Genomic DNA, 21,987 nt, shown 5'->3' with positions numbered 1-21,987 from the left:
GGCGCTCTGCTTGTTCTCGGTCACGACTGTTCCGCACCTTCGTCGAGCAGATCGAAGTATCGACCCGCGGTCTCCATGTCTTTGTCGCCACGCCCGCTCAAGTTCACCAGGATGGTGGCATCCGCACCGAGGCGCTTGCCGAGGTCAAGCGTGCCGGCGAGGGCATGCGCTGATTCGATGGCGGGAATAATGCCCTCTGTACGACTCAGCAGGCGCAGCGCGCTCATCGCCTCATCGTCGGTGACCGGAAGGTACGTGGCCCGGCCGATGCTGGCCAACCAGGCGTGCTCAGGGCCAACGCCCGGGTAGTCGAGACCGGCGGAGATCGAATGCGATTCGAGCGTCTGACCGTCGGCGTCTTGCAGCATCAGGCTGCGCGCGCCGTGAAGCACACCGGGGCTTCCCTTGGTGATGGTTGCCGCGTGACGCGGCGTCTCCGCGCCTTCGCCGGCTGCCTCGAACCCGTAGAGGGCGACCTCTGAATCGTCGAGGAAGGCGTGAAAGATGCCCATGGCGTTCGAGCCGCCGCCGACACAGGCGGTGACGGCGTCGGGAAGGCGGCCGGTCAGGTCGAGCACCTGTTGGCGCGCCTCTTCACCGATGATCTTCTGAAAGTCACGCACCATCGCGGGAAAGGGGTGCGGGCCGGCGACGGTGCCGAAGATGTAGTTGGTGGTCTCCACGTTGGTGACCCAGTCGCGCATCGCTTCGTTGATCGCATCTTTGAGGGTGCGGGAGCCTGCCGTGACGGGGATCACTTCGGCGCCGAGCAGACGCATCCGTGCCACGTTGAGGGCCTGACGCTCGGTGTCGACCTCGCCCATGTAGACGACGCAGTCGAGTCCGAACAGTGCAGCGGCCGTCGCGGTGGCGACTCCGTGCTGTCCGGCCCCGGTCTCGGCGATGACCCGGGTCTTGCCGATGCGCTTGGTGAGCAGGGCTTGACCGAGCACGTTGTTGATTTTGTGCGAACCGGTGTGGTTGAGGTCTTCGCGCTTGAGGATGATGCGTGCCCCACCGGCGTGTGCGGCGAACCGCGGCACCTCCGTGATGATCGACGGGCGACCGGTGTAGGTCTTGTGCAGTTCCATCAGCTCGGCGGCGAAGGCGGGGTCTTGCTTGGCCAGCTCGTATTCGGCGGTGAGCTCGTCGAGCGCGGCGACGAGGGATTCCGGCACCCACTGCCCGCCGAACTCCCCGAAGTACGGGCCGGATTCAGTACGTAGGGACATGTTAAACCGCCAAAAACTCGGAGAGGGTACGGAGGGGATCGCTGGTCACCAGTGCTTCGCCGACCAGCACGACGTCGGCCCCGGCCGCCCGATAGTGGGCGACATCCGCTGCAGTCTTGACTGCAGATTCAGCGACCCGCACCACCCCGGAAGGGATGGACCCGGAGAGACGACCGAAGAGTTCCGTGTCGAGCTCGAAGGTCGCGAGGTCGCGGGCATTGATGCCGACGAGCCGAGCATCGATGTCCAGCGCGCGACTGACCTCGTCGGCGCTGTGAGCCTCAACGAGCGCGGTCATCCCGAGCTCGTTGATGAGACCGTGCAGTGACAGAAGCGTGCTCTGATCGAGCGCCGCAACGATCAACAAGACGAGGTCGGCGCCGGCGGCGCGTGCCTCGAAGACCTGATAGGCGTTGCCGATGAAGTCCTTGCGCAGCACGGGGATGCGCACTGCTGCCTTCACCTGTTCAAGGTCGTCGAGCGAACCCTTGAACTTGCGTGCTTCTGTGAGCACACTGATCGCGCTGGCTCCGCCCGTCTGATAGCTCAGGGCGAGGGCGGCGGGATCGACGATGGCGGCCAGGGCGCCGCGCGACGGGCTTGCCCGCTTCACTTCGGCAATGATCTTCACCCGCTCGGCCGGAGCGAGAGCAGCCAACGCGTCGAGCGCGGGAACACGGGCCAAAGCGGCCCGCTCGACGACAGCAAGCGAACTCACCGCCTCACGTGCTTCGGCGTCGGCGAGTGAGCCGGCCAGAAGGTCGGTCAGCAGGTCGGTCGCCACGAGACTAGTGGTTCGCCGGGGCAGAGTCTGCGACGCCGTAGCCGACCTTGGACATGACGTAGCCGACGATCAAGCCGACGACGAGGAGACCAGCCGACGCCCACACAAGCCACGCAGCCTCAAAGAAGAACGCGACGGTTCCAATGGTGAAGGCCACGAGCATGATGATGACGGCGGTCCATGCTGCCGGCGAATGGCCGTGACCGGGGTCGATGGACTCGATGCTCATACTGCTCCTTGAAGTGTTGGTGTTCTTGCCAAGTCTAGCGGGTTGGGTCTTCGCCACGACTCAGGTCATCCCAGTCGCCGACCGAGTCGCCGGAGCTGGTGCTCGGATCGATTTTCGTGTCGGGGCGGGCGCCGGAGGCTGACCCTGGGGTGCTCTCGGCACCCGCGGTGCTGCCTGCGGCGTCACCGGTCGTCGCTTCGTCAGCGCGTGCGTCGCCCATGCCGTCGGAGCCGGCGACCGGCTCCAAACGAGCCGTCTGGAAGCGACTTGTCGGTCCAGGCCAGCGCGACGAGGTGACCAGCACTGCGATGCCGGCAGCGACCATGATGACCGCAGCGACCAGGGCGAGGTAGGGCCAGATCGTCAGGCTGGTGGACACGACGCCATCGCCCGCGTTCTTTCCGGCCACTCCGGTGGCCGCCGTCACTGCCGCAGAGCTCGCGGTCGTCGGATCGCTCACCGCCCCATACGCAGCAATGCCCACCGACACTCCGAGGAGCACCTCGAGCGCGCCCAGAATGTGGCGAATGATCGGACCGGCGATGGTGAGTGCTCCGCCGAGGGCGAGTCCGGCCAGGGCCAAGGCGGTCAGCGCCGGCGCGGCTGTTGCACCGTCGATCTCCAGCTGCTGGGCACCGCCGGAATGACTGAAAATGGTGGTGGAGATCCAGGTCTGGGTCCACGCCAGAAGAGCGAGACCGCTGCCGAGCAGAACTGCGACAACGACCAGGAGTTTGATGCGTCCGGCGGATGCCCGTGTGCCCGCCATTAGAAGACCCGCGCCATCTGGTTCGCCACGGCGACCGCTCGAAGGGGTGCGGCCGCTTTGTTCTGTGATTCCTGATACTCGGAGGCCGGGTCGGAGTCGGCGACCAGCCCACCCCCGGCCTGCACGCGTGCGACGCCGTTCATGATCGTGGCGGTGCGGATCGCGATGGCCAGGTCGGCGTCGCCGGCGAAGCCGAAGTATCCGACGACTCCCCCATAGACGCCACGTTGGGCCGGCTCGAGGGCGTCGATGATCTCCAGGGCCCGAGGCTTCGGCGCCCCGGAGAGTGTGCCGGCCGGGAACGTCGCCCGAAAGACGTCGATGGCGCTCTTGTCGGGGAGCAGGTTGCCCTCCACCGACGACACCAGATGCATGATGTGGCTGAAGCGTTCGACGCGCATGAACTCGGTGACCTCGACCGACCCCGCCGCGCAGACCTTGAGCAGGTCGTTGCGGGCCAGGTCGACGAGCATCAGGTGTTCGGCCTTTTCCTTGGCGTCGCCCGTCAGCTCGACTTCGAAATCGGCATCGGCTTCTGGAGTCGTGCCGCGCGGCTTGGAACCGGCGATGGGGTGAGTGAACACCCGGTTGTTCTGCACCTTGACGAGCGCCTCCGGCGAGGAACCGACGATCCAGTACGGTTCACCGGCGGGTGATTCCAGGCTGAGAAGGTACATGTACGGGCTCGGATTGAGGCTGCGCAGCACCCGGTAGACATCGATCGGATGCGCGGTGCACTCCTGGTCGAAGCGCTGCGAAATCACGACCTGAAAAATGTCGCCGTCGACGATGTGCTGTTTCGCCGTGTCAACCGAGGCGAGAAAATCAGCACGTTCAGTGCGGTTGGTCGGTTGGGGCAGGGTCGACAGGTCGATCGTTGACACCCAGGCCTCAGACGGAGCGGCCAAACGCGACTGCAAGCTGTCGAGACGTGCCTGCGCGTCGCCCCAGAGCACATCCGCCGCGTCAACGCCGTCGTTCAGAACGTTGGCGATCAGCTGCACTGTGCCGAATTTGTGGTCGAGCACAACGAGGTCTGCCACGAAACTGAATGCCTGCCCTGGCACGTCGTAATCGGCCGGTGGCTGGTCGGGCAGGTGTTCAATCTGACGGATGGCTTCCCAGCCGATGAATCCGACGAGACCACCGGTGAGCGGCGGATGTTCGGGCAGCCGCGGCGTCTGCCATGCCTCATAGAGGCGGGCCAGTGCCGCCAGCGGTCCGAGCTCAATCGCGTCACCGAGTGCACGTTCGGCGGGGATCCCGTAGTCGAGCCATTCGGAGGTGTCGCCGTTCTGCGTGAGCACGCCGAATGAGGAAACCCCGACGAACGAGAAGCGCGACCAGATGCCGCCCTGCTCCGCCGATTCAAGCAAGAAGCTGCCGGGGGCACCGGCGGCGAGCTTGCGGTAGATCCCGACCGGGGTCTCTCCGTCGGCGAAGAGCTCGCGGATCACCGGGATCACCCGGTGCTCGGCGACCAGCTCGGTGAACTGCTCGTGACTCGTGGTTCCGGCTGTCGCGGCGATCATGCGGAGAGATCCTTTACTCGTGCGAGGTCAGTGGGGCGGCGTCGGGTCGGCGGCCGGTGGTCACGTCGAGGTCGCGATCGGTGAAGCAGGTGCGCGTGCCGGTGTGGCAGGCCACACCGACCTGGTCGACCTGCACCAGAAGGGTGTCATTGTCACAGTCCAACGCGGCGGAGTGCACATACTGCGCGTGGCCTGAGGTGTCCCCCTTGCGCCAATACTCCTGGCGGCTACGCGACCAAAAGGTGACGCGGCCTTCCGTGAGGGTGCGGCGCATCGCCTCGCGGTCCATCCAACCGAGCATGAGCACCTCCTGGGTGTCGTGCTGCTGGATGACGGCAGGAAGCAGCCCGTCGGAGTTGAACACCGCTGCGTTCAGCGCAGCGTCCAGGCCACGTGGTCTGCCGGCCGTGTTGTCGGCCGTGTTGAAAGTGTCGGTCGTCATCAGCGCACCAGCATTCCCGCGCCGGCCAGCTCGCGTTTGACGTCGCCGATGGTGAGTTCACCGCTGTGAAAGACCGAGGCGGCGAGTACCGCATCGGCACCGGCACGAATGGCCGGCGGAAAGTCGGACACCCTTCCGGCGCCGCCGGAGGCGATCACCGGAACCGTGCTGAGTGCGTGCATCAGAGCGATCAGCTCGGTGTCGAACCCGGCCTTGGTGCCGTCGGCGTCGATCGAGTTGACCAGCAACTCCCCCGCACCGAGTTCGATCGCGGTCGTCGCCCAGGCGAGGGCGTCGAGGTCGGTCTCCGTGCGGCCACCGTGGGTGGTCACGACGAAGCCAGATTCGGTGCGATTGCTGCGCTTGACGTCGAGCGAGAGCACGAGCACCTGCGAACCGTAGCGGTCGGCAATCTCACCGATCAGGGCAGGGCGCGCAATTGCCGCGCTGTTCAGACCGATCTTGTCTGCGCCATTGCCCTGAAGCTTGGCCACGTCTTCGACGCTGCGGATGCCGCCACCGACGGTCAACGGGATGAACACCTGTTCTGCGGTCGCGCGCACCACGTCATACGTCGTCGCCCGGTTGTCGACGGTGGCGGTGACGTCGAGAAACGTCAACTCGTCTGCACCCTGCTCGTAGTAGCGTCTGGCCAGTTCGACCGGATCGCCCGCGTCGCGCAGGTTCTCAAAATTGACACCCTTGACGACACGACCGTTCGCGACGTCGAGGCAGGGAATCACGCGCACCGCAAGAGTCATGACCGGTACTCCTTTGCCGTAGTGCAGCGCATCAGATCACTCATGTTCAGAGCCGTCATCATCACAAGTTTAGAGACGCGCGTTGTGAATTGTCGTGACGAGGATGGCGCGGGCACCGAGCTCGTAGAGGTCGTCCATCACCGAGTTCATCTCCTTGCGCGGAATCATCACCCGCACGGCGACCCACTCGGGATCGTGCAGCGACGAGACGGTGGGCGATTCGATGCCGGGAGCCAATTGGCAGGCGGCGTCCAGCTGCGCGACGGGGATGTCGTAGTCCATCAGCACGTACTGGCGTGCGACGAGAACACCCTGCAGGCGGCGGAGCAGCGTGGCAATGCCCGGCTTCTCGTTGCCGGAATCGATCAGAACGGCTGTCGATTCGAGAATGACCGGGCCGAAGATTTCAAGGCCGGCCTTGCGCAGTGTCGACCCGGTCGACACGACGTCGGCGACGGCATCCGCGACACCGAGCTGAACGGCCGATTCGACGGCGCCGTCGAGCGTGACGAGCTGCACCTTCACGTCGTGGGTGGCAAGAAAGCGTTCAACGAGTCCCGGGTAGCTGGTGGCGACACGGAGACCGGCCAGATCGGCGAGGGTCTCAAATCGACCGGCCGGGCCGGCGAATCTGAAGGTCGAGTCGCCGAAGTTGAGGTTCGCGATTTCTTTCGCGGGCGAGTGGGAGTCCAGCAGCAGGTCGCGACCGGTGATTCCCACGTCGAGGGCGCCGCTTCCGACATAGGTGGCGATGTCGCGCGGGCGGAGGTAGAAGAACTCGACGTCGTTGGCCGGGTCGGCGACGACCAGGTCGCGCGGGTCGCGGCGACCGGTGTAGCCGGCCTCGAACAGCATCTGGGCGGCGGTTTCTGACAGGGAACCCTTATTGGGAACGGCAATTCTCAGCATGATTGACTCTCGTGTGGATCAGGGATTGACGGATGTTCGACAGCGCGTTGCGCTGCCGGTCGACACAGCTCGCAGGTGGCAGAGGCCACGCTGATCACAGATGTCGGTAGATGTCCGTCGGGGTCAATCCCTTGGCGAGCATGAGAACCTGCAGGTGGTAGAGCAGCTGCGAGATCTCCTCGGCCGTCTCGGTGTCGCTCTGGTACTCGGCGGCCATCCAGACTTCGGCGGCTTCCTCGACGATCTTCTTGCCAATCGCGTGTACGCCGGCGTCGAGCTCACGGACTGTTCCAGAGCCTTCCGGCCTGGTCAGTGCTTTTTCGCTCAGCTCGGCGAAAAGTGCGTCAAAATTCTTCACGTCTACAGGTTACTAGTGCGCGTGGCGGTGTTCGTTCGCCGCGGCACGGAGCAGGGCGATCTGCTCGGCCGGCTCACCCCGAAAAACGCTGGAGCCGGCGACGAAGGTGTCGGCGCCCGCTGCTGCTGCGATCTGGATCGTCTCTGCGGTGATTCCGCCGTCGACCTGCAGCCAGATGTCGAGACCCGACTTCTTCACCGCTTCAGAGAGCAGCTGCAGTTTCGGCATCGTCGACTGGTCGAAGCTCTGCCCGCCGAAGCCGGGTTCGACGGTCATCACGAGAATCTGGTCGAACTCGGCGAGGATCGGAAGGTAGTCGGCGACGTCGGTGCCTGGCTTCACTGCGAGGCCGGCGCGGGCGCCGATCGAGCGCAGGGTGCGAGCCAGCGCAACGGGGTCAGCCGCCGCTTCGGCGTGGAAAGTCACCGAGAATGCGCCGGTCTCCGCGTAGCCGGGTGCCCAGCGGTCAGGATCGTCGATCATCAGGTGAACGTCGAGGGGAATGGGCGACACCTGCTGCAGCCGTTCGACCATGGGCAGGCCGAAGGTGAGGTTGGGAACGAAATGGTTGTCCATCACGTCGACGTGCGCCAGGTCTGCGGTGCTGATGCGCCCGAGCTCCCGTTCGAAGTTCGCGAAGTCGGCGGCCAGGATGCTGGGGTTGATTCGTGTCGACATTCTGCGAGCCTACTTCGTACGTTCGATCAGGGTGATGAACATGGCGTCGGTGCCGTGGCGGTGCGGCCAGAGCTGCACCACCGTCGGGTCACCGGCGAGGTCCAGCTCGGTCTCAGACAACGACTGCACGACGGAGGCGGTGTCGAGCTGCTTCACGGAGTCGCCCCATTTCTTGAGCGCTGTGGTCACGATTCCGCGGGTCTCCGCAATGTGCGGCGAGCAGGTGACGTAGGCCAGGATGCCGCCGGGAGCGAGGGCAGACAGGGCCGCGTCGATGAGGTTCGATTGCAGACCCGACAGCTCGGCGACATCCTTGGGCTGCTTGCGCCAGCGTGCCTCCGGCCGGCGACGCAGGGCGCCGAGGCCGGTGCACGGGGCGTCGAGCAGGATGCGGTCGAAGGTGTCGGCGTGTCGTTCGGCGATGGTCGTGCCGTCGGTCTCCCACACCGGCACATCAAGAGGAACCGGGGCGAGGGCGTTGCGCACCAACGCGGCGCGGGCCGGAACCACCTCATTGGCGACGAGGAAGGCGCCGCCGGCCAGCGCTTCGGCGGCGAGCAAGGCCGCCTTTCCGCCGGGGCCGGCGCAGAGGTCAAGCCAGCGCTCGTCTTTCTTCACCGGACGCGCGCGGGTCAGGGTGAGCGCGGCAAGCTGCGAGCCTTCATCTTGCACCCGAATGGTGCCGTCGTGCTCCTTCATCAGGTGGAACGGGTCTCCCCCGCCGAGCACGAAACCGGTCGGCGAGAACGCGTCGAGCTCGCCGAGCGAAGCGCGCAGGCCCGGCTCGGTGAGACCGGGAAGGGCGACCATGTTGACCTTGGCCGCTTCGTTGTCTGCGGCGAGGAGCTCTTCGAGCTCGTCCTGACGACCTTCGGCCAGCAGCGACTGACGGAAGGCACGCACGACCCACACCGGGTGCGAGTAGAGCGCGGCCAGCTTGTCATCGGGACTCGTCGCCTCGGCAACGACCTGCTCGCGCCACTCGTCGGCGCTGACCCGAGAGATGGCGCGCATGACGCCATTGGTGAAGCCCGTTGCCGAGCGGGAGCCGACCTGCTTGGCCAGCGACACCGATTCGTTGACCGCTGCGTGGGTGGCGATGCGGGTGGCCAGCAGTTGGTGGGCGCCGAGGCGCAGCACGTCGAGAATGGCCGGGTCGATGGCCGTGACCGCACGATTGGCTGCGATCGCAATCACTCGGTCGTAGTAGCCCTGCATGCGCAGGGTGCCGTAGGTGAGTTCGGTCGCAAGGGCGGCATCCGCGGTGTTCAGCGCTGCGCGCTGGATCTTCGTGGGCAGCAGCAGGTTCGCGTAGGCGTCGTCGGCGCGCACGGCGGCAATGACCTCGTAGGCCACCCGACGGGCGGGCTGCACGTAGTCGACGTCTGACTGATTCGAGCGCGGCGGGCGCGGGTTGCGCTCCGCGCGAGTGGGACGCGAGGGGCGCTGGCCGCGGTCGCTGCGGTCGCTGCGTTCGCCGCGTTCGCCGCTCATGAGGCGACCACCTCTGTCGTTGCTACGCCACGCCACCAGTCGATTGCATTCATGGGGTTCTTTCCAGCCGGTTGAACGCGCAGGAGCTCGAGCGGCTCCGTCGCGGTGCCAATCAGCACTTTCTTGTCGTGTGCGCGGATAGTGCCCGCGGGAAGGTTCGGGAGCTCGAGGGTCAGCTGTTCGTCGACGGGTGAGACTTCGAGAAGTTTAAAGCGCGCGTCGCCGATGACGGTGAACGCTCCGGGTTCCGGAGTGACTCCGCGGAGGCGGTTGTAGACCTCGGTGGCGCCGGCGTTCCAGTCGATGCGGGCGTCGTCGATGACGAGCTTCGGCGCGAGGGTGACGTCGCCGCTCTGTTCGATGGACGTGGCCGTGCCCGCCGCGAGTTCATCGACCACGCGCAGCAGCAGTTCTGCTCCGCTGTGGCTGAGGGCGTCGAGCAGGCTGCCGCTCGTCGCATCCGGGGGAATCGGCGTGCTGAAGCTGCCGAACACGGCGCCGGCGTCGAGCTCGGCGACCAGCTGAAAGACGGCCGCACCGGTGTCGGCGTCGCCGGCGATCACGGCGCGTTGCACGGGTGAGGCGCCGCGCCAACGCGGGAGCAGCGAGAAGTGCAGGTTGATCCAGCCGAGCCGGGGCGTGGAGAGCAGGGGCTCCCTCACCAGTCCCCCGTACGCGACGATGACGCCGAGGTCGGGCTGCAGAGCGGCGATCTCGGCGGTCGCCGTCTCGTCGAGACGGTTGGCTTTGATGACGGGGATGCCGCGCGCGGCAGCGGCCTCGGCGACCGGTGAGGGGGTGAGCACGCGTTTGCGGCCGAGCGGGGCATCCGCTCGCGTGATGACGGCCGCGATCTCATGCCCGGAGTCTGCGAGTGCGTCGAGGCTGGGGATCGCGACGGCGGGGGTTCCGGCGAAGACGAGTCTCATCGAATCAGCTCCGGAACGTCGATGGCCTTCGTGATCTTGCGGAATGTCATCACTACGTCACAGTCCTGACTGTTCTTTGGCCTGAGTGCTGCGGGCCAGAATGTTCTTGGGCGACGCATCGCGCGCCATTTTGCTCTCTGCGCCACTCGTCGAAGCGGCGCATCTTTCTATTCTCCGGCACCCGGCAGGATGCCGCGAAATTGACGGTGGAGCGCCGAGCAAAGCCCGTCGCGAAACTGCCGCAGTGCGATCCGTTCTCGAGCGCGGTCAAAAGCGGCGGTTGTCTCTCCCATTCGACGGAGATTTTGAACCAAACGACCTCTTTCAGCCCAATTTGGGCTGATTTCGGAACAATCTCCGTCGAATGGGGGCGCGACAGGCGGCAGGCGGCAGGCGTCGGACCGGAACGGTGTGGGTCACCGGTCGAGGCGCGGTGGTGCGGCGCGCTAGATCAGTTCCGGATCGTCGAACCGAACCTTCAGGGTCGGGGCCGGACGAAACGACCCGCCCTTCGGAGCACGACGCTTCGTGGCGTTCTGCACGATGTGCGCCTTCAGCACCCGCGCCACCTCGTCGCCGCCCGCGTAGGCGAAGCGCACAATGGCGCGCACCAGCGGCGCCTCGGTGGTGACCGGTCCGAGCACGTCGACACCGGCCACCGACTCCACCTCGACGAGCGCGCGGTTGACGTCGTCGGTGGTGCCGGTGACCGAGGCCACCCGCACGGCCGGCGGAAAGCGCAGCAGGCGACGGTCGTCGAGTTCTGATTGGGCGAAGGCGTCGGCACGCCAGATGTTGAGCGCGCGGGCGATTTCTCCCCCGACACCGACCAGTACGACTGACGCACCGGGAGCAGCGAGGGCAGCGGTGTTCGACCAGGACCGCAGCAGATCTTCACCGACGCGCAGCGACTCGCGGGCCAGCATCCGTTCGCCGTCGAGCAGCAGGATGGCGTGATAGCCGCCACTCGGCAGGGGTTCGGCGCCGCGCGTCGCGATGACGAGGGCTGGCTCAGCGCCGAGGTGCTGCACCAGATGTTCGCCGTCGGCCAGAATGACGCGCGACCCGGGGAACGCGCGCCCGAGCTCCTCGGCGGTGCGGCCGGAGCCGACCGACATGACGCGCAGGGTGTGGCCTTCGCAGTGCACACAACGCCACTCGGCGGCCAATGCTCCGCACCAGCGGCACGCCGGCGTGGCCTGAGCCGACGCCAAGGCGAGCGGCCCCTGACAGTGGGTGCAGCGTGCCGCCTTCTTGCAGCTCTGGCAGGCCAGCATCGGCGCGTATCCCGGTGTCGACACCTGCACGAGCACCGGCCCCGTCGCGATTGCCGCTTTCGCCGCCTGCCAGGCAGCGGTCGGGATGCGGGCCGCCCGCGCTTGCGGGTCGGGTTCGCCCTGGTAGTCGGTCGGGATCACGCGCGGGTGAATGTTCTTGGTGGGGTGCACTTCGCCGAGCCAACCGAGGCCGACGAGCCGCTGCACCTCGACGCTGCGGGCGTGGCTGAGAAAGACGAGGGCGGAGCCGGACTGCTCCTGACGCACCAATGCCGCATCGCGGGCATGCACATAGGGACTGAGGGGCTCGCCGTGCAGCGGGTCGCCGTCGTCCCAGAGCGCGATGAGTCCGAGATCGTCGGCCGGGGCATACACCGCAGACCGGTTGCCCAGGATGATGCGTGGCGCGTCGCCGAGGCAGGCCAAGAAGGCGCGATAGCGGTCGGGATTGCTCTGCCGGGCGTCGACGCGGCTGACCGATCCCGACGGCGCCAGCTGGTCGAGGGCGGCCTGCACCTGATCCTGGTCGCGAAAGTCAGGCACCACGAGGATCGCGGTGCGACCGAGCGCGTGGGTGTGCACAGCCAGTTCGGCGAGGGTGAGCGCCCAGTGTCCGACGGTGCGACCGTCAGCCAGGCGCACGAGGCGCGGCACCGCCGAGACGGCGCGGCGGCCTCGTTCGGCCAGGGCGGTGTCGAGTGAACCTGCCGGATAGTCGACGAAGCGCCAGTGTGCGGGCAGCTCAGTTGTTGGGACATCGTCGATAGGGTCGCCGGCAGAGACAGCGCCACCAGCAGCGACAGCCGCACCAGCAGAGACAGCCGCACCAACGGAGACGGCCGCTGTGGAGGCCGGCACTCGCGCAGCATCGGTCGCCGACTCTGCCGTTGCACCTTCCGCCTGCACGCGCGCCGCCACCCAGGCCTTCTCAACGCGCACCTGCCGCCCGGGAACGGCGAGACGGATGATGTCGTTGGCGTTTCCGGCCGCACGGTCGGCCAAACGGCGCGCCAAGCGGTAGATCGGGGGTGTCAGCACCGAAACCGTCGAGACGACCGACTCAATCGGGCTCAGAGTTCCGTGGAACTCCTCGTTCCCGTCAGTCGCCGCGGTCGGGTCGAACACCTCGATCAGATAGCCGTCGATCGTGCGGCCGGCCGAACGCCACGGCACCGTGACCCGCACCCCTGGGATCGCCTGATCGGCGAGCTCCTCTGGAATGCGATAGTCAAAGAGATGGTCGAGCTGCGGGAGCGGCGAATCGACGAGCACCCGCGCAACGAGGCCGGACCCGGTCATGACTACAGGCCCGTCATGGCTAGAGGCCGGCTGCGCTCTGCAGATCGTCGACGCGGTCGAGGCGCTCCCACGTGAAATCGGGTAGCTCCCGGCCGAAGTGGCCATAGGCCGCCGTCTGCGCGTAGATCGGGCGCAGCAGGTCGAGATCGTGGATGATCGCCGCCGGACGCAGATCGAACACCTCCTGCAGGGCGCGCGTGATCTCTGTGTCGCTCATCACACCGGTACCGAAGGTCTCGACATAGAAACCGACGGGCGCGGCCTTGCCGATCGCGTAGGCGATCTGAACCTCGAGGCGGTCGGCCAAGCCGGCAGCCACGGCGTTCTTCGCCACCCAGCGCATCGCGTAGGCGGCAGAGCGGTCTACCTTCGACGGGTCCTTGCCGCTGAACGCACCGCCGCCGTGCCGGCTCGCGCCGCCGTAGGTGTCGATGATGATCTTGCGGCCGGTCAGACCGGCATCCCCCTGTGGGCCGCCGATTTCGAATCGGCCCGTCGGGTTGATCAGGGTGGTGAGCCCGGAGGCGTCGAGGTCGATCCGTTCGAGAACCGGGCGGATCACGAGCTCGTTGACCTCGGCGCGCAGCTGCTCGTTCGACACTGACGGCGCGTGCTGTGTCGACACGACAACGGTCTCGACGGTGCGCGGAATGATTCCGTCGTAACCGATCGTGACCTGCGTCTTGCCGTCCGGGCGCAGATAGTCGAGCTGGCCGGTCTTGCGCACGGCCGCGAGACGCTCGGCGAGACGGTGGGCGATCCAGATCGGGATCGGCATCAGCTCGGGGGTCTCGCGGGTCGCGTAACCGAACATGATGCCCTGATCGCCGGCACCCTGCTTGTCGAAGTCATCGGTGCTCGACTCGACGCGTGACTCGAATGCGTTGTCGACGCCCTGGGCGATGTCGGGAGACTGGCCGCCGATCGAAATCGAGACGCCGCAGGAACGGCCGTCGAACCAGACATCGCTGGAGTTGTAGCCGATGTCGGTGATGCATTTGCGCACGATCGACGGAATCTCGACATACGCTTCTGTGGTCACTTCGCCGGCGACATGCACGAGCCCGGTGGTGACGAGGGTCTCGACAGCGACCCGGCTCTGCGGGTCTTCGGTCAGGAGTGCGTCGAGGATGCTGTCGGAGATCTGGTCACAGATCTTGTCGGGGTGTCCTTCGGTGACTGATTCTGAGGTGAAGAGGCGAAGATCGCTCATCTGGTCCGTCTCGGTAGAAGCCAATGGTGCAGCTCACGGTGAAGCTGAAAGTGAAAATAGAGAGTCGCAGCCGCCGTCAGGCCGGGCCGTGCCTACAGTGAACTGCTGCTAGACGGGGCTGTGGGCGATGACGTCGAGGATGCGATTGGCCACCGAAATCTTGCTTCCGGAAGCCTCATTCACTATAGCTCCGGTCGCATCGAGCACGATCACGACGTTGTCATCTGACGCAAAGCCTTCGGTCCAACCGACCCTGTTCACAACCAGGTAATCGCAACCCTTGCGGGCGATCTTCGCGCGACCGAGCGCCACGAGGGCATCGGTGTCCGGCTCGGTCTCGGCGGCGAATCCGATCACGATCTGGCCGGGGGCCTTCGCGGCAGAGAGCGCTGCGAGAATGTCGGGGTTCTTGACGAGGTCGAGGGTGAGCGTGTCCCCGGCAACCTCCTTCTTGATCTTTCCCGGTGCCACCGTCACCGGGCGGTAATCGGCCACGGCGGCGGCCATGATCACGACATCGGCGGTCGGGGCTTGCTCGCGCATCGCTGCATCAAGGTCGAGGGCGCTCGACACCCGCACGACATCGATGTTGGCTGGCGCGTCGACTTCTAGGTGCGCGGCGATCAAGGTCACCTGTGCGCCGCGGGAAGCGGCAGCCTGCGCCAACGCGACTCCCTGTTTGCCGCTCGAGCGGTTGCCGAGGTAGCGCACCGGGTCAAGCGGCTCGCGGGTTCCGCCGGCGCTGATCACGATACGGGTGCCCACCAGATCAGCGGATGCCGACAGCTCAGCGAGAAATCGGTGTCCGGAGGCGTGCGCGAGGGTGGCCAGCGCCACCTCGACGATCGTCTCTGGCTCTTCCATCCGGCCGGGGCCGACATCCGTGCCGGTCAGCGCACCGACGCCCGGGCCGATGATGGTCACGCCACGGGAGCGCAGCGTCGCCACATTCGCGACGGTGGCGGCGTTGTTCCACATCTCGGTGTGCATGGCCGGCGCGATCACGAGCGGGGCGGTGCTGGCAAGAATCGTGTTGCCGAGCAGGTCGTCGGCGAGGCCGGCGGCGAGCTTGGCGATGGAGTTGGCGGTGGCGGGTGCGATCACGATCAAGTCAGCCGACTGGCCGATTGCCACGTGGCGCACCTCTGACACGCCGTCGTACAGCCCGGTGTAGACCGGGTTACGCGAAATCGCCTCGAGGGTCGGCGTGCCGACGAAGCGGAGTGCCGCCTCGGTGGCGACGACGTGCACGTCGAATCCGCGCAGCACAAAGGCGCGCACAACGTTGACAGCCTTATACGCAGCGATGCCGCCGGTGATACCGACGACAATCCTGGGAGCTGACGACATTATGCGCGCCTCGGTGGTGAAACTAGCAGTCGAAAGCGACTACTCGACGATCGGCTTCGAGGTGAGCTTGTCCTCGTTGATCTCGCGCAGTGCGACAGACAACGGCTTGTCGTCGACCGTCGAGTCGACGAGCGGGCCGACGTTGTCGAACAGGCTGCCTTCGTGAAGGTCTGCGTAGTAGTCGTTGATCTGACGAGCACGCTTCGAGGCGAAGATCACCAGGGCGTACTTCGAGTCAACCTTGGAGAGCAGGTCGTCGATGGGCGGGTCAATGATGCCAGCGGGCTTGGTGGCCATTGGTGTCTCACTCCTTCAGAGCAGGTCGCGCAGATGCGCAATTTCAGGTGGATCAGGCGTCGAGTGCGACGCGGATACAAACGCCGACGCGCTTAAGGGCGCGCGGAATCCGTAGGAATCTGCATCAAGTCTACGACCTCGCGAGCTGCGTCGGCCACGGTGTGGTTCACGACACGGTAATCGAACTCGTTCTGAGCAGCCAATTCACGCCGCGCAGTGTCGAGTCGACGGGTCTGTTCCGCGGAATCCTCGGTGCCGCGACCGATCAGTCGACGCACAAGTTCTTCCCAGCTGGGAGGAAGCAGAAAGACGAGTTTCGCCTCCGGCATTGCCGATCGAACCGACCGAGCGCCCTGCAAATCAATCTCCAGGAGCACACTGTTGCCGGCGGCGATGGCCTCTTCGACGGGTTTGCGCGGGGTGCCATAGCGGAAGGCGTTGTGAACCGTCGCCCACTCCAGCAACTCGCCCGCTTCGACCATCCGGTCGAACTCGGCGTCGTCGACGAAGAAGTAGCTCACTCCTTCGACCTCGCCGGGGCGAGGGGTGCGCGTGGTCGCGGAGACCGACAAGAGCACATCGGGATAGTTCTCGCGGATGTACCCGGCCACCGTTCCCTTACCGACCGCGGTCGGGCCGGCCAGAACGATCAAGCCCGATTCGGCGGCAGCCTCCTTCGCATCCGTTGCCGAAGCCGACTTCGACGCGGAGCGCTGCGCCGTTGTCGAACGGCGCGATGACTCGAGACCGGCGAGAAAGTCGTGCAGCCTGACACGCTGGTGCGAGCCCAGGCCGCCGAGTCGCTTCGACGGCGAGATGCCCTGCTGTTGCATGATCCGCTGCATCTTGGTGACACCGATGGCGGGGATGCTGGTGAGCAGCTCAGTCACGCGCAGGCGCCCTTCGACGCCGTTCGGTTCGGCGGTGGCCGCAGCCAACACCTCGAGTGGGGTGCGTTCGCGTGCGGCGACCGCAGCTTTCACTGCGGCCCGAGCGCGGCGTGCCGCCACAGCGGCGCGTGACGCGGCGACCCGGTCGACGTCGGGTGGGGTGGAGTGCTTGTCAGCCACGGGCAGAACCTGCTTCTTCTACTTTGTGCTGGATCGCCTTCGTGATCCGGTCGGGTCCGGCGGAGAGGATGCTGCGCGATTCACTCAGGATAACGCCTGGCGCATACCCGCCGAAAATCGTGTTCACCGCGGCGAGTTGTGCGCCCTGATGTCCGAACCCCGGTGCGAGCACGGGGGTGAGCGCGCTGGTGGGTGCAGCGTGAACGTCGATGCCGAATCCGGCGAGGTCGACGGTGGCGCCGAGCACAACGCCCAGCGAGCCGAGCGCACCGGAGTCGCTCTGCGCATTGCGTTCGGCGATGTCATCGAGAATGGCACGGGCGACGGTGGCGCCGGCGTACGCGCCCTCCCCCACGGTTGCACGCTGAAGCGCGGCACCCTCTGGATTGGAGGTGGCGCCGAGCAGAAACAGTCCCTTGCCGGCACGCCGGGCAATGGCGATCGCTGAATCGAGCGAGCCAACGCCCATGTACCCGCTGACGGTGAGCGCATCGACCTCAAGCGGTGACCCGGGAGTCAGCCAGGCCTCGGCGTAGGCCTCGACACTGGTGCCGAGGTCGCCGCGTTTGGCGTCGCCGATCACGAGAAGTCCGGCTGCCCTGGCATCGGCCAGCACGCGTTCGAGGGCGATGAAACCCGCCGAACCGAAGCGTTCGTAGAACGCGACCTGTGGCTTGACGATGCCGGCCTGTCCGGCCGCAGCGGCAACAACCGTGCGCCCGAACGATTCGGCACCATCAGCGGTGTCCGGCAGGTTCCAGTCCGCCAGCAACCAGGAATGCGGGTCGATGCCGACACAGAGCTGACCGAAGCGCGCGAACGTCTGCGACAGACGGTCGCCGAACGAGGTCACTTCGTTCATCACCGGGACACTCGATACGGCGTCGGTCACAGGGCGGCCTCGCGGGTGATCGCGTACTCCTGCAGCGACGTGACCTCGAAGCCCTCACGGATGGCGTCGATCGAGGCCACGGCGGCGGCGAGTTCGGCGATCGTCGTGAACAGCGGAAGGTCACCGGCGACAGCGGCGGCGCGGATCTCGTAGCCGTCGGCCCGAGCGGTGCGACCACCGGGCGTGTTGATGACGACGTCGACTTCTTCGCGACGGATGAGGTCGACGATCGACAATTCGCCGTCGACCTGCTTCTCGCTGAACTTGCGCACCACCTGCGCGTCGATGCCGTTGCGCTTCAAGACGAGAGCGGTGCCCTCCGTCGCCATGATCTCGTAGCCGAGCTGCTTCAAACGCAGCACCGGCAGGATGATGGCGCGCTTGTCGCGGTCGGACACCGAGACGAACACGGTGCCCTCCAGCGGCATTCCGCCGTAGGCCGCCATCTGGCTCTTCGCGAACGCACGCGGGAAGTCGCGGTCGATGCCCATGACCTCACCGGTGGAACGCATCTCCGGGCCGAGCACGGAGTCGACGACGTCGCCGGCCGGGGTGCGGAACCGCTTGAACGGCAGCACGGCCTCCTTGACGGCGACGGGGGCGTCGAGCGGCACGCGGGAGCCGTCGATGAGGGGCAGCTTGCCCTCGGCCTTGAGCTCGGCGATGGTGCGGCCGACCATGATGAGCGAGGCGGCCTTCGCCAGCGTGATACCGAGCGCCTTGGCGACGAACGGCACGGTACGCGAGGCACGCGGGTTGGCTTCGAGCACGTAGAGCACGCCGGCGCCGATGGCGAACTGCACGTTGAGCAGACCGCGCACACCGATGCCCTGGGCGATGGCGAGAGTGGCGTCGCGCACGCGGTCGATCTCGGCGCGGCCGAGGGTGACCGGGGGAAGGGTGCAGCTGGAGTCACCTGAGTGAATGCCGGCTTCTTCGATGTGCTCCATCACGCCGCCGATGTACAGCTCGTGACCGTCGTAGATGGCGTCGACATCGATTTCGATGGCGTCGTCGAGAAAGCGGTCGACCAGCAGCGGGTGCGACGGACCGATGATGCCCTGACCGGCCATGCGGGTGAAGTAGTCAGCCAGCGAGGGGCTGTCGTAGATGATCTCCATCCCGCGTCCGCCGAGCACGTAGCTGGGGCGCACGAGTACGGGGTAACCGATCTCCTCTGCCACGACGACGGCACCGGTGTAGTCGGTGGCCGTGCCGTTGCGCGGGGCCAGCAGGCCGGCCTCGTCGAGGATACGCGAGAACTCTCCGCGCTCTTCGGCCAGGTCGATTGCTTCGGGCGTGGTGCCGAGAATCGGGATGCCGGCGGCCTTGAGACCCTTGGCCAGGCCGAGTGCGGTCTGGCCGCCGAGCTGCACAACGACGCCGACGAGCTCGCCGCTCTGGCTTTCGGCGTGGATGATCTCCAGCACGTCTTCGAGCGTGAGCGGCTCGAAGTAGAGACGGTCGCTCGTGTCGTAGTCGGTGGAGACGGTCTCCGGGTTGCAGTTGATCATGATCGTCTCGTAGCCGGCATCGGAGAGGGCGAACGAGGCGTGCACGCAGGAGTAGTCGAACTCGACGCCCTGACCGATGCGGTTCGGACCGGAACCAAGGATGACGACCTTCTTGCGATCGCTCGGGGTGACCTCGGTCTCCTGGTCGTAGCTCGAGTAGTGGTACGGCGTCTCGGCGGGGAACTCGCCGGCACAGGTGTCGACGGTCTTGAAGACCGGGCGCACGCCGAGGATGTGACGCACCTTGCGCACATCCGCTTCGCCGAAGCCGCGGAGTTCGCCGATCTGAGCGTCGGAGAAACCGTGGTCCTTGGCCAGGCGCAGGATGTCGGTGTCGAGCGTCGCCGAGGCGGCGACGGCGTCGGCGACCTCGTTGATCAGCACGATCTGGTCGAGGAACCACGGGTCGATCTTGGTGGCTTCGAAAAGCTGCTCGATGGTGGCGCCCTTGCGGAACGCCTGCTGCACCGTGACGATGCGGCCGTCGGTGGGGATTTCGGCGGCGATCAGCAGCTCGTCGAGCGTGCGGTCTTCGGTTCCCCAGTGGAACGAGGAGCCGCGCTTCTCGAGTGAACGCAGTGCCTTCTGCAGGGCGGAGGCGTAGTTGCGGCCGATGGCCATGGCCTCACCGACCGACTTCATGGTGGTGGTCAGGCGGGCGTCGGCGGCCGGGAACTTCTCGAACGCGAAGCGCGGAACCTTGACGACCACGTAGTCGAGCGTGGGCTCGAAGCTGGCCGGCGTGACCTTGGTGATGTCGTTGGGGATCTCGTCGAGACGGTAGCCGAGGGCGAGCTTCGCAGCGATCTTGGCGATCGGAAAGCCGGTTGCCTTGCTGGCCAGTGCCGAGGAACGCGAGACGCGCGGGTTCATTTCGATGACGATGATGCGACCGTTCGACGGGTCGATCGCGAACTGGATGTTGCAGCCACCGGTGTCGACGCCCACCGCACGGATGATGTCGATCGAGATGTCGCGCAGCTTCTGGTACTCACGGTCGGTCAGAGTCAACGCGGGGGCCACGGTGATCGAGTCGCCCGTGTGCACGCCGACCGGGTCGACGTTTTCGATCGAGCAGACGACAACGGTGTTATCCGCTGTGTCGCGCATCATTTCGAGTTCGTACTCTTTCCAACCGAGGATCGACTCTTCGAGCAGCACCTCGGTGGTCGGGCTCTGGTGCAGGCCGTCGCCGACGATGCGACGCAGTTCTGCTTCGTTGTAGGCGAAGCCGGACCCGAGACCGCCCATGGTGAACGACGGGCGCACGACGAGCGGGTAACCGAGGTCGTCGGCGAAACCGACCGCTTCTTCGACGGTGTGCGCGATGTGCGAGCGGGCCACATCGGCGCCGGCCGCGAGCACGAGCTCCTTGAAGATCTGACGGTCTTCGCCCTTTTGAATGGCCTCGAACTTGGCGCCGATGAGCTCGACGTTGTACTTCTCGAGAATTCCGAGCGAGTGCAGTTCCATGGCGGCGTTCAGCGCCGTCTGGCCGCCGAGGGTCGGCAGGATTGCGTCTGGACGCTCCTTGGCGATGATCGTCTCGAGGATCTCCGCGGTGATCGGCTCAATGTAGGTGGCGTCGGCGAAGTCGGGGTCGGTCATGATCGTGGCCGGGTTGGAGTTGACGAGGATGACGCGCACCCCCTCTTCGCGCAGCACACGGCACGCCTGGGTGCCTGAGTAGTCGAACTCACAGGCCTGACCGATGACGATCGGGCCGGAGCCGATGACAAGGACGCTGTTGATATCGTCGCGCTTGGGCATTACTTGGCGTCTCCTGCTCCGGTGGTTGCCGTCTGGGCAAGCACCATCTCCCTGAATCGATCAAAAAGGTAGTTGGCGTCGTGCGGGCCGGCCGCAGACTCGGGGTGGTACTGCACGCTGAACGCGGGGATGTCGAGGCAGCGGATGCCTTCGACCACGTTGTCGTTGAGGCTGTAGTGGCTCACTTCGACATTGCCGAAGCCCGTGCGCGACTCGTGCACGCCCTCGATGGGCATGTCAACGGCGAAGCCGTGGTTCTGCGAGGTGATCTCGACGCGGCCGGTCGACTTGTCGAGCACCGGCTGGTTGATGCCGCGGTGCCCGAACGGCAGCTTGTAGGTGCGGAAACCGAGGGCCCGGCCGAGCAGCTGGTTGCCGAAGCAGATGCCGAAGTAGGGCAGGCCGGCGCGGAGGCATTCCTGCAGCAGTGCGACGTGGGCGTCGGAGGCGGCGGGGTCGCCTGGACCGTTCGAGAAGAACAGCGCGTCGGGCTTGAGCGACAGGACGTGCTCAGCGGTGACGGTCTGCGGAAGCACGAGCACTTCGAAGCCGCGCTCGGCGAGAAAATTGAGCGTCGAGGTTTTCACACCGAGGTCGAGCACGGCGACGGTACCGATGCGCTCGCCCTGGGCGGGCAGCGAGAACGGGTCGACGGTCGACACCTCGTCGGAGAGGTTGCGGCCGGCCATGTTCGCCGCGTTGCGCACGAGTTCAAGCTGCTCGCCTTCGGAAAGGTCGAAGTCGGCACCCGAGAAAATGCCGGAGCGCATCGAACCTGCCGAGCGAATGTGACGCGTGATCGCGCGGGTGTCGATGCCGCTGATGCCGACGACTCCCCCGGTCTCGAGGTCGGAGTCCAGGCTGCGCTGGGACCGGAAGTTCGAGACGACGCGGGCGGGCTCACGCACAACGAAACCGGAGACCCAGATGCGGCGCGATTCCATGTCTTCGTCGTTGGCGCCCGTGTTGCCGATGTGCGGCGCCGTCATCAAGACGATCTGGCCGGCGTATGACGGGTCGGTCAGCGTCTCCTGGTAGCCGGTCATGCCGGTGGCGAAGACGAGCTCGCCGAGGGTCTGGCCGAGTGCGCCGTACGCCTTTCCGACGAATCGCTTGCCGTCTTCCAGCACGAGCACGGCCGGAGCCGCGCGGTCAGTAATGGTTCGGTTGCTGGCTGAGTAGCTCACG

Annotated in this window: 20 protein-coding genes; all 20 read right to left on the bottom strand. The window is 66.1% G+C overall.

Translation table 11 applies throughout. The annotated features are described in order from the left end of the window. Positions 1-20: 20 nt before the first annotated feature. The 20 genes from trpB to carA all read right to left on the bottom strand — a co-directional run bounded on the left by trpB (position 21) and on the right by carA (position 21,986). Entirely contained in the window at positions 21-1,232 is a 1,212-nt protein-coding gene (trpB, locus tag ABD791_RS04035) for a tryptophan synthase subunit beta (RefSeq protein WP_345062514.1), read from the bottom strand. 1 nt (position 1,233) lies between these two features. Continuing rightward, positions 1,234-2,004, bottom strand: a complete 771-nt coding sequence (trpC, locus tag ABD791_RS04030) for an indole-3-glycerol phosphate synthase TrpC (protein ID WP_345064484.1) — start codon at positions 2,002-2,004, stop codon at positions 1,234-1,236. A 16-nt stretch (positions 2,005-2,020) separates the two neighbouring features. Then, the gene (locus tag ABD791_RS04025; protein WP_345062512.1) at positions 2,021-2,245 is read right to left on the bottom strand and encodes a DUF6704 family protein; all 225 of its coding nucleotides are present in this window, start codon (positions 2,243-2,245) and stop codon (positions 2,021-2,023) included. 34 nt (positions 2,246-2,279) lie between these two features. After that, entirely contained in the window at positions 2,280-3,014 is a 735-nt protein-coding gene (locus tag ABD791_RS04020; RefSeq protein ID WP_345062510.1) for a Trp biosynthesis-associated membrane protein, read from the bottom strand. After that, on the bottom strand, positions 3,014-4,546 hold the full coding sequence (locus ABD791_RS04015; RefSeq protein ID WP_345062508.1) for an anthranilate synthase component I: 1,533 nt from the start codon (positions 4,544-4,546) through the stop codon (positions 3,014-3,016). The genes ABD791_RS04020 and ABD791_RS04015 overlap by 1 nt, the downstream gene beginning before the upstream one ends. A 13-nt stretch (positions 4,547-4,559) precedes the next feature. After that, the gene (gene hisI / locus ABD791_RS04010) at positions 4,560-4,988 is read right to left on the bottom strand and encodes a phosphoribosyl-AMP cyclohydrolase (protein ID WP_345062506.1); all 429 of its coding nucleotides are present in this window, start codon (positions 4,986-4,988) and stop codon (positions 4,560-4,562) included. Next, positions 4,988-5,749, bottom strand: a complete 762-nt coding sequence (gene hisF / locus ABD791_RS04005; protein WP_345062504.1) for an imidazole glycerol phosphate synthase subunit HisF — start codon at positions 5,747-5,749, stop codon at positions 4,988-4,990. The genes hisI and hisF overlap by 1 nt, the downstream gene beginning before the upstream one ends. Before the next feature lie 69 nt (positions 5,750-5,818). Then, positions 5,819-6,658 carry an ATP phosphoribosyltransferase gene (gene hisG / locus ABD791_RS04000; protein WP_345062502.1) on the bottom strand — a complete coding sequence of 280 codons (840 nt, stop codon included), beginning with the start codon at positions 6,656-6,658 and terminating at the stop codon, positions 5,819-5,821. 94 nt (positions 6,659-6,752) lie between these two features. After that, positions 6,753-7,016 carry a phosphoribosyl-ATP diphosphatase gene (locus ABD791_RS03995; RefSeq protein WP_345062500.1) on the bottom strand — a complete coding sequence of 88 codons (264 nt, stop codon included), beginning with the start codon at positions 7,014-7,016 and terminating at the stop codon, positions 6,753-6,755. Positions 7,017-7,028: 12 nt separating this feature from the next. Next, positions 7,029-7,694: a ribulose-phosphate 3-epimerase gene (gene rpe, locus ABD791_RS03990; protein WP_345062498.1), complete on the bottom strand. Its 666-nt coding sequence runs from the start codon at positions 7,692-7,694 to the stop codon at positions 7,029-7,031. Positions 7,695-7,703: 9 nt separating this feature from the next. Further along, positions 7,704-9,188 (bottom strand): RsmB/NOP family class I SAM-dependent RNA methyltransferase, encoded by a 1,485-nt coding sequence (locus tag ABD791_RS03985; RefSeq protein ID WP_345062496.1) that lies wholly within the window; start codon positions 9,186-9,188, stop codon positions 7,704-7,706. Next, on the bottom strand, positions 9,185-10,117 hold the full coding sequence (gene fmt / locus ABD791_RS03980; protein ID WP_345062494.1) for a methionyl-tRNA formyltransferase: 933 nt from the start codon (positions 10,115-10,117) through the stop codon (positions 9,185-9,187). The genes ABD791_RS03985 and fmt overlap by 4 nt, the downstream gene beginning before the upstream one ends. A gap of 446 nt (positions 10,118-10,563) precedes the next feature. Next, positions 10,564-12,693 carry a primosomal protein N' family DNA-binding protein gene (locus ABD791_RS03975; RefSeq protein ID WP_345062493.1) on the bottom strand — a complete coding sequence of 710 codons (2,130 nt, stop codon included), beginning with the start codon at positions 12,691-12,693 and terminating at the stop codon, positions 10,564-10,566. Positions 12,694-12,712: 19 nt separating this feature from the next. Continuing rightward, on the bottom strand, positions 12,713-13,906 hold the full coding sequence (gene metK, locus ABD791_RS03970) for a methionine adenosyltransferase (protein ID WP_345062491.1): 1,194 nt from the start codon (positions 13,904-13,906) through the stop codon (positions 12,713-12,715). A 108-nt stretch (positions 13,907-14,014) separates the two neighbouring features. Then, on the bottom strand, positions 14,015-15,256 hold the full coding sequence (coaBC, locus tag ABD791_RS03965; protein ID WP_345062489.1) for a bifunctional phosphopantothenoylcysteine decarboxylase/phosphopantothenate--cysteine ligase CoaBC: 1,242 nt from the start codon (positions 15,254-15,256) through the stop codon (positions 14,015-14,017). A gap of 39 nt (positions 15,257-15,295) precedes the next feature. After that, on the bottom strand, positions 15,296-15,553 hold the full coding sequence (gene rpoZ, locus ABD791_RS03960) for a DNA-directed RNA polymerase subunit omega (RefSeq protein WP_345062487.1): 258 nt from the start codon (positions 15,551-15,553) through the stop codon (positions 15,296-15,298). Positions 15,554-15,645: 92 nt separating this feature from the next. Then, positions 15,646-16,623, bottom strand: coding sequence for a guanylate kinase (gene gmk, locus ABD791_RS03955; protein ID WP_345062485.1), 978 nt, complete (start codon positions 16,621-16,623; stop codon positions 15,646-15,648). Next, on the bottom strand, positions 16,616-17,485 hold the full coding sequence (pyrF, locus tag ABD791_RS03950) for an orotidine-5'-phosphate decarboxylase (protein WP_345064481.1): 870 nt from the start codon (positions 17,483-17,485) through the stop codon (positions 16,616-16,618). Before pyrF ends, gmk begins: the two co-directional genes overlap by 8 nt. A 26-nt stretch (positions 17,486-17,511) precedes the next feature. Continuing rightward, positions 17,512-20,799, bottom strand: coding sequence for a carbamoyl-phosphate synthase large subunit (gene carB, locus ABD791_RS03945; protein WP_345062483.1), 3,288 nt, complete (start codon positions 20,797-20,799; stop codon positions 17,512-17,514). After that, positions 20,799-21,986: a glutamine-hydrolyzing carbamoyl-phosphate synthase small subunit gene (carA, locus tag ABD791_RS03940; RefSeq protein ID WP_345062481.1), complete on the bottom strand. Its 1,188-nt coding sequence runs from the start codon at positions 21,984-21,986 to the stop codon at positions 20,799-20,801. Before carA ends, carB begins: the two co-directional genes overlap by 1 nt. Position 21,987: the final 1 nt, after the last annotated feature.

The organism is Glaciibacter kafniensis, assembly GCF_039538945.1.
Lineage (GTDB): Bacteria > Actinomycetota > Actinomycetes > Actinomycetales > Microbacteriaceae > Cryobacterium > Cryobacterium kafniensis.
The sequence above is the reverse complement of the archived record's forward strand: the minus strand, read 5'-3'. Positions and strand labels throughout refer to the sequence as shown.

What these genes read in the sequence shown, in the direction of transcription:
- hisG (WP_345062502.1), bottom strand. Translation starts at nt 6,658, where the DNA reads ATGCTGAGAATTGCCGTTCCCAATAAGGGTTCCCTGTCAGAAACCGCC.
- coaBC (WP_345062489.1), bottom strand. Translation starts at nt 15,256, where the DNA reads ATGTCGTCAGCTCCCAGGATTGTCGTCGGTATCACCGGCGGCATCGCT.
- carB (WP_345062483.1), bottom strand. Translation starts at nt 20,799, where the DNA reads ATGCCCAAGCGCGACGATATCAACAGCGTCCTTGTCATCGGCTCCGGC.
- ABD791_RS04020 (WP_345062510.1), bottom strand. Translation starts at nt 3,014, where the DNA reads ATGGCGGGCACACGGGCATCCGCCGGACGCATCAAACTCCTGGTCGTT.
- metK (WP_345062491.1), bottom strand. Translation starts at nt 13,906, where the DNA reads ATGAGCGATCTTCGCCTCTTCACCTCAGAATCAGTCACCGAAGGACAC.
- rpe (WP_345062498.1), bottom strand. Translation starts at nt 7,694, where the DNA reads ATGTCGACACGAATCAACCCCAGCATCCTGGCCGCCGACTTCGCGAAC.
- ABD791_RS03975 (WP_345062493.1), bottom strand. Translation starts at nt 12,693, where the DNA reads ATGACCGGGTCCGGCCTCGTTGCGCGGGTGCTCGTCGATTCGCCGCTC.
- hisI (WP_345062506.1), bottom strand. Translation starts at nt 4,988, where the DNA reads ATGACGACCGACACTTTCAACACGGCCGACAACACGGCCGGCAGACCA.
- trpB (WP_345062514.1), bottom strand. Translation starts at nt 1,232, where the DNA reads ATGTCCCTACGTACTGAATCCGGCCCGTACTTCGGGGAGTTCGGCGGG.
- ABD791_RS03985 (WP_345062496.1), bottom strand. Translation starts at nt 9,188, where the DNA reads ATGAGCGGCGAACGCGGCGAACGCAGCGACCGCAGCGACCGCGGCCAG.
- hisF (WP_345062504.1), bottom strand. Translation starts at nt 5,749, where the DNA reads ATGACTCTTGCGGTGCGCGTGATTCCCTGCCTCGACGTCGCGAACGGT.
- fmt (WP_345062494.1), bottom strand. Translation starts at nt 10,117, where the DNA reads ATGAGACTCGTCTTCGCCGGAACCCCCGCCGTCGCGATCCCCAGCCTC.
- ABD791_RS04025 (WP_345062512.1), bottom strand. Translation starts at nt 2,245, where the DNA reads ATGAGCATCGAGTCCATCGACCCCGGTCACGGCCATTCGCCGGCAGCA.
- pyrF (WP_345064481.1), bottom strand. Translation starts at nt 17,485, where the DNA reads ATGAACGAAGTGACCTCGTTCGGCGACCGTCTGTCGCAGACGTTCGCG.
- ABD791_RS04015 (WP_345062508.1), bottom strand. Translation starts at nt 4,546, where the DNA reads ATGATCGCCGCGACAGCCGGAACCACGAGTCACGAGCAGTTCACCGAG.
- rpoZ (WP_345062487.1), bottom strand. Translation starts at nt 15,553, where the DNA reads ATGGCCACCAAGCCCGCTGGCATCATTGACCCGCCCATCGACGACCTG.